At 76.6% G+C, this 12156-nt stretch carries 11 protein-coding genes; 6 read left to right on the top strand and 5 right to left on the bottom strand.

Going from position 1 to position 12156, the window contains the following annotated elements; translation table 11 throughout:
• Positions 1 to 487: 487 nt before the first annotated feature.
• Genes ABD345_RS24555 through ABD345_RS24575 form a run of 5 tightly spaced genes read right to left on the bottom strand, consistent with a single transcriptional unit; the run spans position 488 to position 5748 of the window.
• Positions 488 to 1477 (bottom strand): UDP-glucuronic acid decarboxylase family protein, encoded by a 990-nt coding sequence (locus ABD345_RS24555; RefSeq protein ID WP_344554763.1) that lies wholly within the window; start codon positions 1475 to 1477, stop codon positions 488 to 490.
• Positions 1478 to 1479: 2 nt separating this feature from the next.
• Complete coding sequence (locus ABD345_RS24560) at positions 1480 to 2442, bottom strand: ATP-binding cassette domain-containing protein (protein WP_344554764.1); 963 nt, start codon at positions 2440 to 2442, stop codon at positions 1480 to 1482.
• 32 nt (positions 2443 to 2474) lie between these two features.
• On the bottom strand, positions 2475 to 3248 hold the full coding sequence (locus tag ABD345_RS24565) for an ABC transporter permease (RefSeq protein WP_344554765.1): 774 nt from the start codon (positions 3246 to 3248) through the stop codon (positions 2475 to 2477).
• Positions 3245 to 4849 (bottom strand): glycosyltransferase, encoded by a 1605-nt coding sequence (locus ABD345_RS24570; protein WP_344554766.1) that lies wholly within the window; start codon positions 4847 to 4849, stop codon positions 3245 to 3247. The genes ABD345_RS24565 and ABD345_RS24570 overlap by 4 nt, the downstream gene beginning before the upstream one ends.
• The gene (locus tag ABD345_RS24575) at positions 4846 to 5748 is read right to left on the bottom strand and encodes a methyltransferase domain-containing protein (RefSeq protein ID WP_344554767.1); all 903 of its coding nucleotides are present in this window, start codon (positions 5746 to 5748) and stop codon (positions 4846 to 4848) included. The genes ABD345_RS24570 and ABD345_RS24575 overlap by 4 nt, the downstream gene beginning before the upstream one ends.
• Before the next feature lie 573 nt (positions 5749 to 6321).
• Here ABD345_RS24575 and ABD345_RS24580 point away from each other — a divergent pair.
• The 6 genes from ABD345_RS24580 to ABD345_RS24605 all read left to right on the top strand — a co-directional run bounded on the left by ABD345_RS24580 (position 6322) and on the right by ABD345_RS24605 (position 12117).
• Complete coding sequence (locus ABD345_RS24580; protein ID WP_344554768.1) at positions 6322 to 7692, top strand: class I adenylate-forming enzyme family protein; 1371 nt, start codon at positions 6322 to 6324, stop codon at positions 7690 to 7692.
• Between the two features lie 138 nt (positions 7693 to 7830).
• Entirely contained in the window at positions 7831 to 8112 is a 282-nt protein-coding gene (locus ABD345_RS24585; protein ID WP_344554769.1) for a phosphopantetheine-binding protein, read from the top strand.
• 8 nt (positions 8113 to 8120) lie between these two features.
• On the top strand, positions 8121 to 8342 hold the full coding sequence (locus ABD345_RS24590) for a hypothetical protein (protein ID WP_344554770.1): 222 nt from the start codon (positions 8121 to 8123) through the stop codon (positions 8340 to 8342).
• 181 nt (positions 8343 to 8523) lie between these two features.
• On the top strand, positions 8524 to 9693 hold the full coding sequence (locus ABD345_RS24595; RefSeq protein ID WP_344554771.1) for a beta-ketoacyl synthase N-terminal-like domain-containing protein: 1170 nt from the start codon (positions 8524 to 8526) through the stop codon (positions 9691 to 9693).
• 544 nt (positions 9694 to 10237) lie between these two features.
• Positions 10238 to 10768: a beta-ketoacyl-[acyl-carrier-protein] synthase family protein gene (locus tag ABD345_RS24600; RefSeq protein ID WP_344554772.1), complete on the top strand. Its 531-nt coding sequence runs from the start codon at positions 10238 to 10240 to the stop codon at positions 10766 to 10768.
• An 89-nt stretch (positions 10769 to 10857) separates the two neighbouring features.
• Positions 10858 to 12117: a beta-ketoacyl-[acyl-carrier-protein] synthase family protein gene (locus tag ABD345_RS24605; protein ID WP_344554773.1), complete on the top strand. Its 1260-nt coding sequence runs from the start codon at positions 10858 to 10860 to the stop codon at positions 12115 to 12117.
• Positions 12118 to 12156: the final 39 nt, after the last annotated feature.

Raw genomic sequence — 12156 nt, forward strand, 5'->3', positions numbered from 1 at the left:
CTGCCCCCGGGCGACCTGCCGCGCGACCGGTTCCCAGTGGCCGTCCTCCGGCAACCGGCACACCACGGTCGGCCGGCCGATGCCCGGGTACGGCGCGAACGCGTCGGGCGTGTCGGTGTGCCGCCCGCGCTCCCCCCCGGCTGCCGGGCCCGCTCCAGCGCGGGAACCACTGCCCCCGGGCGACCTGCCGCGCGACCGGTTCCCAGTGGCCGTCCTCCGGCAACCGGCACACCACGGTCGGCCGGCCGATGCCCGGGTACGGCGCGGTGGCGGCGGTCGAGTGCGTCGGCGTCCACGGACGCACCCTGGCGGGGGGGTAGTCGGCGGGGACGGCCCGGCCGGTGGGGGGGTGGGGGCGGGCGGGTGTGCAGCAGCCGTCCGGGTCCTCGACGGCGCAGGGGGCGTGCTCTCCTCCGCCCGGCCGAGCGGTTCGCGGCCGGTGGCAGCGGCCGGGCGGGAGGTCGGGAGCCGGGTGGCCGTCGGAGGTTCAGGCCCGGGCGCCGACCGGGCGGCGGGCGAACCAGTCGATGGTCTGCGCCAGGCCGCGGTCGGTGTCGACGGCGGGCTGCCAGCCGAGGGCGGTGCGGGCCAGGGTGATGTCGGGACGGCGCCTGGCGGGGTCGTCGCCGGGGCGGCCGACGAACTCGACCGGGGAGGCGGAGTCGCACAGGTCCCGGATCCGGTGGGCGAGTTCGAGGATGGTCAGCTCCGCGGGGTTGCCGAGGTTGATCGGGCCGGGGTGCCCGGTGGCGGCCGCGGCCAGGATCCCGGCGACGGTGTCGTCGACGTGGCACAGCGAGCGGGTCTGGCCGCCGTCCCCGGCGACGGTGAGCGGCCGGCCCGCCAGCGCCTGGGTGATGAAGGCGGGCACGGCGCGCCCGTCGGTGGGGCGCATCCGCGGGCCGTAGGTGTTGAACAGCCGGACGATGACGGTGTCGGTGCCGCGGGCGGTGCGGTAGGCGGTGGTGAGCGCCTCGGCGTAGCGCTTGGCCTCGTCGTACTGGCTGCGCGGGCCGATCGGGTTGACGTTGCCCCAGTACGTCTCGGGCTGCGGGTGGACCAGCGGGTCGCCGTAGACCTCGGAGGTGGAGGTGAGCAGGAAGCGGGCGCCCTTGCGGCGGGCGAGTTCGAGCGCGTGCTGGGTGCCGTGGGCGCCGGCCCGGAGGGTCTCGACGGGGTGGCGGGCGTAGTCGTGCGGGGAGGCGGGCGAGGCGAGGTGGACGACCAGGTCCACCGGCCCTTCGACGTCGAAGGGCTCGCAGACGTCGTGCCGGCGGAAGGTGAAACCGGGGTCGTCGGCGCGGTCGGCGAGGTTGTCGAGGCTGCCGGTGAGCAGGTTGTCGACGCACACCACCTCGGTGCCGGCGGCGCGCAGCCGGTCGCACAGGTGCGAGCCTACGAAGCCCGCGCCGCCGGTGACCACCGCGCGGCGGACGTGGGGCAGGGGCCGGGGGTCGGGTGCGGGTGCGGGTGCCATGGTCAGGACTCCTCGATCGAGCGGCCGGTGCGGGCGAGGAAGACGTCGTCCAGGGTGGGGCGGTGCAGGGCGATGGTGGCGGTGGCGATGTCCGCCCCGGCCAGTGCCCGCATGATCTGCGGCATCGCGCTCTCCCCGGCGTCGACGGACAGCCGCAGGGCGCCGTCCCCGCGCTCCTCGGCGGTGCGGACGCACTCCTGGGCGGCGAGCACCTCGACGGCCTTGGGGGCCAGGTGGGGTTCGGCGACGGTGACGGTGACCACCTCGCCGGCGATGGAGCGCTTGAGCTCGGCCGGGGTGCCCTCGGCGACCTTGGCGCCGCCGTCGACGATGGCGATCCGGTCGCAGAGCGCGTCGGCCTCGTCCAGGTAGTGGGTGGTCAGGAACACCGTCATGCCCGCGTCGCGCAGCCGGCGGACCTCGGCCCACAGCCGGGCCCGGGCGGCGGGGTCGAGGCCGGAGGTGGGCTCGTCCAGGAACAGCACGGTGGGGCGGTGGACCACGCCGAGGGCGATGTCGAGCCGGCGGCGCTGGCCGCCCGAGTAGCCGCGGCAGGGGCGGTCGGCGTACTCGGCGAGGTCGAAGGAGTCGACGGCGGCGGCGGCCCGGGCCCGCGCCTCGGTCTTGTCCAGGCCGTGCATCCTGGCCTGCAGCACGAGTTCCTCACGGGCCGTCACCTCGTCCCAGGTGCCGCCGCCCTGGGCGACGTAGCCGATGGCGCGCCGGACGTCGGCGGGGCGGGCCAGCAGGTCGGCGCCCGCCACGGTGGCCCGGCCGCCGTCGGGCGGGAGCAGGGTGGCGAGCATCCGCAGGGTGGTGGTCTTGCCGGCGCCGTTGGGGCCGAGGAGTCCGAAGATCTCGCCCTCGGCCACCCGCAGGTCCAGTCCGGCCACGGCGTCCACGGTGGTGGTCCGGCCGCGGCGGCCGGTCCGGTAGGACTTGCGCAGTGCGCTGGTCTCGATCATCGGGGTCCTTCTGCTGGGGGTCGGGGAGGGGTTCAGCGGACGGTGCGGGCGAAGCGGCGGGCGGACCAGAGCAGCGCGGCGAGGGCGACGACCGCCATCAGGGCGAGGCTGCGCCAGACCGCCGGGTCGTCCGGGTGGCCGGTGAACAGCGCGCGCATGCCGGTCACGGCCCAGCTGAACGGGTTCCAGTCGGAGACCCGGCGCAGCCACAGCGGGGCCAGCGCGAGCGGCAGCAGGGTGCCGGAGAGCAGCATCAGCGGCTGGGCGAGGTTGTTGACCAGCTGGCCCAGCACGTCCGGGTTGCCGACCTTGAGCGCCAGGCCGTAGGAGACCGCGGAGCTGGTCAGCGAGATCAGCGCGAGCAGCAGGTAGGCCAGCAGCAGGTCGGGGACCCGCACCAGCAGGCCGAGCGGGGTCGCCAGCACGATGAGCACGGCCGCCTGGACGGCCAGCACCACCACGTCCCGCAGCGAGCGGCCGAGCAGCAGCGCGACCCGGCTGACCGGGGTGACCCTGGCCCGTTCGATCACGCCGGAGCCGAGTTCGGCCAGCAGGCCGAAGCCGACGTACAGGCCGCCGCCCAGGGCGAGCGCGACGAGCATGCCGGGCACGTAGATCCGGTAGGCGTCGGCCATCGTGCCCGCGCCCATCGGGGCCAGGGCGGGCTTGAGCAGCGGCGCGAACAGGGCGAGGTAGACGACGGGTTGGGCGACGCCGAGGAAGATCTGCAGCGGGGAGCGGGACATCAGCAGCAGGTGCCGCTGGAACACCAGCCAGGTGTCGCGGAGGGGCTTGGGGGTCTTCACGGGTGGGCGTTTCCTGTTCGGGACGGGGAGGGCGGCGGGGCGGGGCGGGGAACTCGGGGTCGGGCCGGGAGCAGGGTCTCCAGGTGGTCGGCGGCCGCGGGTGCGCCGCCGGCGGCGGCGAAGGACTCCTGGACCCGGCGGGCCGCGGCGGCGTGGGCGGGGTCGTCCAGGACGGCGAGCAGTTCCGCGCGCAGTTGCTGCGGGCTCGCGTGCGCGAACCGGACCCGGCGGCCGGCCCCGGCGGCGGCGACCTGGGCGGCGTTGATCGGCTGGTCGCCCTTGATCGGGGCGACCAGCAGCGGCACGCCGTGGGCGAGCGCCTCGCAGACGGTGTTCAGGCCGCCGTGGCTGACCACCGCGTCCAGCTTCGGCATCAGTTCGAGGACCGGGACCCGGGGCCGGACCAGGACGTGCGCGGGCGGGTCGGCCACCGTGCCGTCCGGGGCGGCGATCACGGCCTGCAGGCGGTCGCCGAGCGGGCGCAGCGCCTCGACCATCCGGGCGTGGAAGTCGGCGGCGAGGTCCAGGGACAGCGTGCCGACGGTGACCAGCACCCGGCGGCGGGCCGGGTCGAGCCACTCCCAGGGGAAGGCCCGGTCGGGTTCCCGAGCGGCCAGGGCCGGGCCGACCAGCACCGCGTTGTCCGGCCGGGCCGGCGGGCCGGTCAGGGCGGTGCCGGTGAAGCCGATCAGCAGGTGCGGGGAGAAGCGCAGGTCGTGCGGGGGCGTGCCGGGCAGTCCGGCGGCGGTCCACATCGCGGCCATCCGCCCCTCGATCCACTCCTCCACCCGGGGGACGGCGGTGCGGTACGGGCGGGTCAGCTCCATCGTGGTGGGCGCGAGCGACGCCCAGGGCAGGCCGGCGCGGTGCGCGGCGAGGGCGCCGGCCACGGCGTGCTGGTCGACGGCCAGGACGTCCGGGCGGAAGGCGGCCACCGCGCGCTCGATGCCGGGCAGGGTGTGCCGGGCGTGCGGGACGATGTAGCCGTCCCAGCGCGACCTGGCTGCCGCCAGCCCCCGGTCGGCCTGCCCCCGGTGCGCGCGCAGCGGGATCGGCGCGATCGGCGTGTCCGGCCCGAGCAGCGGCCGCAGGAACGCTTCGGACCCGGCCCACAGCACTTGGTGGCCGCGCGCGAGCAGTTCGCGGGAGACGGCGGCGAGCGGGTGCACGTGTCCGAACAGCGGCAGCGAGACGAAGAGGAACCGCCCGCGCGGGGGCCGGCCCCGGGACGGGGCGGGCCCGGGGGGCGCGGCCCCGGCGCCGGGGGAAGGGTCTGGGGCGTTGCTACTGGCGGAAGTTGATTTTCCGTCAGGTTCTGCCGGGGCGCCGGGCGTCGAGCCGGCGGCGAGGGTGGCGACGTCGGCGAGGGTCAGGGTGGTGAGGGCGTCGAGGTCGAGGGTGGTGAGGTGGGTGGCGAGGTCGGCGGCGGGGCCGTAGCGGGTGCGGAGGGCGAGGCTCCAGGCGGCCAGGTCGTGGCTCTCCAGGTGGAGTTCGCCGTCGAGGAGGGTGTCGGGGCGGAGGGTGTCGGTCCAGTCGGCGGGTCGGCCGAGGACGGTGCGCAGGAGGTCGGCGACCTCGCGGAGCGGGGGGTGCGCGGTCATGGCCGGGGTTTGACGGCGCGCAGGGCGCCGTAGGTGATGACGCCGGTGTCGAAGCCCTTCTTCATCAGGGGTCCGGCGTGGAAGAAGCCGAGGACGTCGACGCCCCGGGTCCGGGCCAGGTCGCGCATCGCGGCGGGGCCGCGGTCGATCTGCGGGATGCGGGCGAAGGCGGGGTCCCAGGAGTTGGCGACGGCGGCGCTCCAGTCGGCGACGGCGACGTCGGTGAAGCCGGCGGCGCGGGCGAGTCCTTCGTGCTCCTCCAGGGAGGAGAAGTCGGGCATCACCTGGTGCTGCAGGATCTGCCGGACGAGTGCGCGCTCGTCGGCGTCGAGCGCGCCGTCGCGGACGGCCCAGGTGGCGACGGCGAGGGTGCCGCCGGGGCGGAGCAGGCGGTGGGCCTCGGCGAAGAAGGCGGGGCGGTCGGGGAGGTGCATGAGGCTCTCCATCGCCCAGACCACGTCGAAGGCGGCGTCGGGGTGTCCGGTGGAGAGGGCGTCCTGCTGGTGGAAGCGGGCGCGGTGGTCGAGGCCGGCGGCGCGGGCCTTCTCGTTGGCGCGGGCGGCCTGGCGGGCGCTGAGCGTGACGCCTTCGACCGTGCAGCCGAGCGGGCCGGCCAGTTGGAGGGCGGGGCCGCCGATGCCGCAGCCGACGTCGAGGATCCGGGAGCCGGCCGGGACGGCGGCGTGTTCGACCAGTTCGCGCACCAGCCGGTCGGTGGCGGCGTGCCGGTCGGCGCCGTCCAGGGCGGGGCTCTGGCCCTCGTCCCAGAAGCCGTGGTGGACGTGTTCGCCCCACAGCTCCTCGTACAGGTCGAGGGTGATGTCGTAGTAGCGCTCCACGGCCGTGTTCAGGCCGGGGTCGGTCGCGGGTTCGCGGGCTGGTTCCACTGCAGGGTCCACTGGGCCGGTCCTCAAAAAGTTGACATGGATGCGCCCATAAATGGCGGCCGGAAATGCCGCGGAAATGCGCGCGATAACGTCGGATTGGTCTGGTCCATCGCAAGATCGACCCGCCGGGGAAACGACCCGTGGGCATGCGGATGACACTCCGGCCGCAGCGGCGGCGGCAGCGGGGCACGCCGGGCGGGGGCGGCGGTGGAGCTGACCGGTCGTCAGCGGACGATCCGTCAGGAGCTGGCAACAGGCTGCCGTACCAGGCGAGTTGGCCAACCGGCGGTCACACTAGCGAGGGGGTGCTCCCCCGTCAACGCAGCGGACGCGACCGGCGGGGACGACCGGCGGGAGCGGGGCCGGGGCGGGCCCGCGGCGGGTTCGGGGCGGCGGAATTCGGCCGGGGCGCGGATTCCGGCAACAGGTCTTGACACCCGGTCAATTCAGCGTTGAAAGTTCGGCGTGGGAATTTCACAGGTTCCCCACGACCGTGCCAGGAAGAGGTTCGGGTTCTCCATGAAAGACGTTTCGGCAGCTCCGGCGCATAGCGTGGGAGCGCTCCCACAGGCCCTGTCCGGGCCGTTGGCACCCGAATGGGTCGACGAGGTGCTCCTGCGCGGCCCGGGCGCCGAGCCCTGCCTCTTCTTCGACGAACCGGTCACCCGGGACGGGCTGCGCCGGCTGGTCCGGGAGCGGCAGGCCGCGCTGGGCGCGGCCGGGCTGCGCCGGGGCGGATCGGTGGCGGTCCGGTTGGCGCCCTCGCTCGAACTGGTCGTCCAGCTGCTGGCCGGCTGGCGGACCGGGGCCCGGGTGGCGCTGCTCGACCACCGGCTGACCCCGTTCGAGACCGACCGGGCGCTGGAGCGGCTGGCGCCGCAGGTGCTGGTCGACGCGGAGCACCCGGTGCCGGGCGGTCCGGCCCGCGGCCACTACCGGCAGCTCGCCCGGGTCACCCCTCGGCCGGGCCGGCCGGCCGAGGGGCCGCACGCGCTGGTCCAGCTCAGCTCGGGATCGACCGGCCCGGCGAAGGTGATCGGGCGGACGGCGGCCGACCTGGTCGCCGAACTCGGCCGGTACGAGCGGATCGACGGGGTCCCCCGGGCGGGCGAGCGGATGGTCTCGCTGGCCTCGCCGGTGCACGTGCTGGGCCTGGTCGGCGGTCTGCTGCACTGCCTGCACGCGGGGGTGCGGCTGGCCTTCCCCGAACGGATCACGGCCGAGGGCGTGCTGGCCGCGGTGGCGGCCGGCCCCGAACCGACCACCCTGCTGGGCGTGCCGTTCCACCTGGAACTGCTGGGCTGGGCGGCCGATCCGCCCCGGCTCCCCCAGCTGACCGGCATGACCACCGGCGGCGAGCCGGTCCGCGCCGAGGTCCACCGGGCCTTCGTCGACCGGTACGGCGTCCGGCTGGGCAGCATGTACGGGATGACCGAGGTCGGCGTGATCGCCACCGACCTGTCCGGGGCGCACCGCCCCGAACTGACCCCCGCGCCGGGCCTCGGCCTGCGCGAGGCGGACGGCGAACTGCTGGTCGCCGCCGAGCGCTCGCCCTACCTGGACCCGGCCGGCGCGGAGCGCTGGGCCGACGGCTGGCTGCGCACCCGGGACGGCGGGTCGGTCGATCCCGGGACCGGGCGGGTCCGGGTCCGCGGGCGGCTCGACTCGCAGGTGTCGGTCGGCGGGCTGAAGGTCGACCTGACCGAGGTCGAGCACACCGTGGCCGCGCTGCCCGAGGTCGAGTCCGCGGTCGTCCTGCACGGCTCCGCGATCGAGGCGTACCTGGTGCTCGCCCCCGGCGGCACCGCGGCCGCGGTCGAGGAACGGCTGGCCGAGCGGTTGGCGGCGTACAAGCGACCCCGGCTGCTGCACGTGCTGGAGCGGCTGCCGCGGACCGCCACCGGGAAGCCGGTGCGCGACCGGGCCGCGCTGGCGGCGGCCGTCCGGCGGCCCTGAGCGCTCTGAGCGTTTGAGGGGTTGAGCGGTTGAGCGGTTGAGCGGTTGAGCGTCAACGGCATGGTCCTGAACGGTCCGGCCCCGGCGGCCGGGACCCGAGAAGTCGAAGCAACGGAAGAAGAAGAGGAAGGAGCGGCGATGTCCACCGAGGCGATCACCCTCGACGAGATCCGCGCGTTCGTGCTGTCCGCGCTGGGCGAGATGAACTACGACACCACCGACGTCGACGACGACACCCGGCTCGGCCCGGCCGGCGCGGACCTGGAGTCGCTGGCGCTGGCCGAGCTGGGCGTCCGGGTGGAGGAGCGGTTCGGCGTCCGGTTCGACGACGACGAGGCGGAGCTGCTGGGCACCATGACGGTCGGCGAGTTCGGTGCGGCGGTGGCCGCCCGGCTGGCGTCCGCGACGGCGGGGCACTGACCGTGGCGGTGACGGCCAGGGAGGAAGTGCTCGCGCTGCTCGCGGAGTTCGGCGGGCGGACGCCGCAGGAGGTGCCGGAGCGGATCGACTCGATGGAGCTGGCCTGGCTGGCGCACGTGATCGAGCAGCGGCACGGGCAGCGGCTGGACGACGACACGCTGGCCCGGATCGCCACGGTGTCCGACGCCGCACTGCTGCTGGACGGGCTCCGGACCGGGACGCAGCGGTAGCGGCGGGACGGGACGGAGCAGGACGGGACGGGACGGAGCGGGAGAGCGACCGGACCCGGTGGGCGGCCCCGTACGGCCGGGCCGCCGGACGGCGCGGGACGTGCGGAACGCACGGAACGCACGGAACGCACGCGGAAGAGTCGATGACAGGGCGAGACGCACGAAGGGGAGGTGACCGAGGATGACCGACACCGTACTGACGGCCGTCCGTCGGGGCCCCCGGTCCGTGGTGCTCGGCGGGACGGGGGTGCTGAGCGCGTTCGGGCGGGGCGTGGGGCCGCTGCTCGGGGCGGCGCTGGAGGGGCGGGCGGCGTTCGGCCCGGTGGGGCGGTTCGAGGTGGCCGGGCGGCGGACCGACCGGGCCGCCGTGCATCCCGAACCGCTGCGCCTGGAGGCGGAGTTGGACCGGGTGGTCGAGGAGGCGTGCGGGACGGCGGGGCTGTCCGGGGCGGAGCGGGCCGACTGTCCGCTGTACCTGGCGGTGCACGGCGATCCGGCGCTGGCCCGGGCGGTGCCCGAGCGGCGCGCGGAGCACGCGGTGGGCGCGTTCGCGGCCGCCGTGGCCCGGCGGACCGGCCTGTCGGGCCACGGCGGCCGGGCGTACACCTCGGGCTGCACGGCCTCGGCCGACGCGGTCGCGGACGCCGCCTCGGCGGTGGCGCGCGGCCGGGTGGAGCGGGTGGTGGTGGCGGCCGGGTACCTGGTGGAGGCGGACCAGTTCGCGGTGTTCGACGCGGGCGGGGCGCTGGCCCGGGACGGGCGGGTGCGCCCGTTCAGCGCGGGCCGGACGGGGCTGCTGCTCGGGGACGGGGTGGCGGCGGTGGTGGTCGAGGCGGCGGACGCGGCCCGGGCCCGGGGCGTCGATCCGCCCGCCGTGCTGGCGGGTTGGGGCCGCGCGGGCGACGCGTACCACGTCTGCCGGCCCCGGCCGGACGGGGCGGGGCTGGCCCGGGCGATCGGGGCGGCGCTGCACCGGGGCGGGGTGGGCCCGGAGCGGGTCGGGTACGTGAACGCGCACGGCGCGGGCAGCGTGCTCGGTGACCGGGCCGAGGCGGCGGCGCTGCTGCGGGCGCTCGGACCGGCGGGCGCGCGGGTGCCGGTCTCCTCGACCAAGTCGGTGCACGGCCAGGCCCTGGAAGCCGGGGCGCTGCTCGAACTGGTGCTGACGGTGGCCGCGCTGCGGGCCGGCCGGCTGCCGGTGAACGCCGGGCTGCTGGGCCCGGACCCGGACTGCCCGCTGAACCTGGTGCGGGCCTCCGACACCCCGGCGCCGCCGCCGGGTGCGTACGCGCTGAGCCTCAGCACGGCGTTCGGCGGCGCGAACACGGCGCTGCTGGTGGGTGTCCGGTGAGCGCCGACGGGCTGCGGGAGCTGGCGGCGGCCGGAAGTGGCGGACGCCGTGCTGCCGGTACTGCCGGGGGCCGGGGCGTCCTCGTTCGACCCGCTGACCAGCGAAAACACCCGGCCCCGCCCGAGCGGGCACCCCTCCGGGCCCCGTGCCGCACTGCCGATCACCGCCTCACTGGCGGGCGCCCGGTCAGCGCCGCCGGGCTACGGGAGCTGGCGGCGGCCGGAAGTGGCGGACGCCGTGCTGCCGGTGCTGCCGGAGGGCGAGGCGTCCTCATTCGACCCGCTGACCACCGAAAACACCCGGCCCCGCCCGAGCGGGCACCCCTCCGGGCCCCGTGCCGCACTGCCGATCACCGCCTCACTGGCGGGCGCCCGGTCAGCGCCGACGGGCTACGGCGGCCGGGAGTGGCGGATGTCGTCGTGCCGGGGGGCGGGGCGTCCTCGTTCGACCCGCTGACCAGCGAAGGCACCCGGCCCCACCCGGGCGGGCACCCCTCCGGGCCCCGTGCCGGACGGCCGGTCACCGCCTCGCTGGCGGGTGTCCGGTGAGCGCCGACGGGCTGCGGGAGTTGGCGGTGGCGGCCGGGTTGCGGGTGTTGGCGGCCGGGCGGTGGCCGGAGTCGGCGGCGGACGTCGTGCTGCCGGTGCTGCCGGGGTTCGTGGCGTCCTCGTTCAGCCCGCTGGCCGCCGAGGCCGCCCGGCGCTGCTTGGACGCGCACCCGTCCGGGGCCGGTGCCGGGGGGCCGGTGACCGCGGTGGTGGTGGCCAGTGCGCTGGGTGATCTGGCGGGGGCGGTGCGGGTGGCGGGGGCGGTGGACGGCGGGGAGCGGCTCGGGCCGCTGCTGTTCTTCCAGGCCGTGCCGAACGCGGTGGCCGGGCACCTGGCGGCGCGCCGGGACCTGACCGGTCCGGTGGTGTGCGTCGGTGACGCCCGCTCCGGGGTGGCGGTCGCCGAGGGGCTGCTCGCGGACGGGGACGCCGGGCTCGCGCTGCTGGTGCTGGTCGAGCAGTCGGCCGTACCTGGCGGGGCGGAGCGCGCCGCCGCCGTCCTGCTCGCGCCGCCGGACGCGTACTGACCGGGGTGCCGCACCGGCTCGCGCAGGAGAGACACCGGGCCCGCCGGGCGCTGGTTCGCAACACGTCGTCAGCTGGAGGGAGCACGGGCATGGGCACGGACGTCACGGTCACCGGGATGGGTCTGGTGACGCCGGTCGGCGGCAGCGCCGGGGCGGTGTTCGACGCGATGTGCGCGGGCCGGTCGGGGCTGCGCCGGCCGGATCCGGACGGGCCGTTGGCCGGGTCGCTGGAGGTGGCGGGGTTCGCTCCGCCGATCGATCCGGTGTCGGTGCTGCCGGCGCCGGAGACCCGGGTGGTGGACCGGTACATCGTGCTGGCGCTGCGGGCGGCGGCGGACGCGCTGGCGGACGCCGGGATCGTGGCGGGCCGGGACGTGGACCCGTACCGGATCGCGGTGGTGCTGTCGGGGACGGGCGGGCTGGCGACGCTGGAGTCGCAGGTGGTGGCGCGCACCGAGCGCGGGCGGCTGGGGGTGAGCCCGTACCTGCTGCCGGGGATGCTGCCGAACATGGCGGCGGCCCGGGTGGCGATCGGGCACGGCATCCGGGGCTACAGCTCCTCGGTGGGGACGGCGTGCGCGGCGGGGGCGCAGTCGGTCGCGGAGGGGTGGCGGCTGCTGCGCGAGGGGTTGGCGGACGTGGTGGTGACGGGCTGCGCGGAGGCGCCGCTGTTCCCGACGCTGGCCGACACCTTCGCCAACGCCCGTGCGTTGGCCCGTGGTTGGGCCGACGATCCGGCGGGGGCGAGCCGGCCGTTCGACCGGCGGCGCAGTGGTCTGGTGCTGGGCGAGGGGGCGGGCGTGCTGGTGCTGGAGCGGGCCGCGCACGCGGACGGCCGGGGTGCGGCGGGGTACGCGGACGTGCTGGGCTGGGGGGCGACCAACGACGCGCACCACCCGACCACGCCGCGCCCGGACGGGGAGGGCGCGGCGGCCTGCATGCGGCTGGCGCTGCGCTGCGCGGGTCTGGCGCCGGGGGGCGTGGGCTACGTGAACGCGCACGGCACCGGCACCCGGCTGGGCGACCGGGCGGAGGCGTCGGCCGTCCGGCAGGTGTTCGGGGCGGACGGGCCGCCGGTGAGCGCGACCAAGGCGGTCACCGGGCACCTGTTGGGCGCGTCGGGGGTGGTGGAGACGGCGGTGTCGGTGCTGGCGCTGCGGCGCGGGCTGCTGCCGCCGACGCACAACCTGGACGACCCGGATCCGGAGTGCGCGCTGGACCACGTCCGCGGGGGGCCGCGTCCGGCGCCGGGGATCCGGCACGTGCTGGCGAACTCGTTCGGGTTCGGCGGCCACAACGTGAGCCTGGTGCTGGGCCCGCCGAGCACGGCGCTGGCCCGCCAGGTCTGAACAACTTCCGCCAATGACAAGCGAACTGACGCTCCGTCG

It is taken from the genome of Kitasatospora saccharophila (assembly GCF_039529925.1).
In the GTDB taxonomy this organism is placed as follows: domain Bacteria; phylum Actinomycetota; class Actinomycetes; order Streptomycetales; family Streptomycetaceae; genus Kitasatospora; species Kitasatospora saccharophila.

Coding starts and splice junctions, on each gene's coding strand:
- ABD345_RS24555 (WP_344554763.1), bottom strand. CDS start 1,477: ATGGCACCCGCACCCGCACCCGACCCCCGGCCCCTGCCCCACGTCCGC.
- ABD345_RS24560 (WP_344554764.1), bottom strand. CDS start 2,442: ATGATCGAGACCAGCGCACTGCGCAAGTCCTACCGGACCGGCCGCCGC.
- ABD345_RS24570 (WP_344554766.1), bottom strand. CDS start 4,849: ATGACCGCGCACCCCCCGCTCCGCGAGGTCGCCGACCTCCTGCGCACC.
- ABD345_RS24585 (WP_344554769.1), top strand. CDS start 7,831: ATGTCCACCGAGGCGATCACCCTCGACGAGATCCGCGCGTTCGTGCTG.
- ABD345_RS24595 (WP_344554771.1), top strand. CDS start 8,524: ATGACCGACACCGTACTGACGGCCGTCCGTCGGGGCCCCCGGTCCGTG.
- ABD345_RS24605 (WP_344554773.1), top strand. CDS start 10,858: ATGGGCACGGACGTCACGGTCACCGGGATGGGTCTGGTGACGCCGGTC.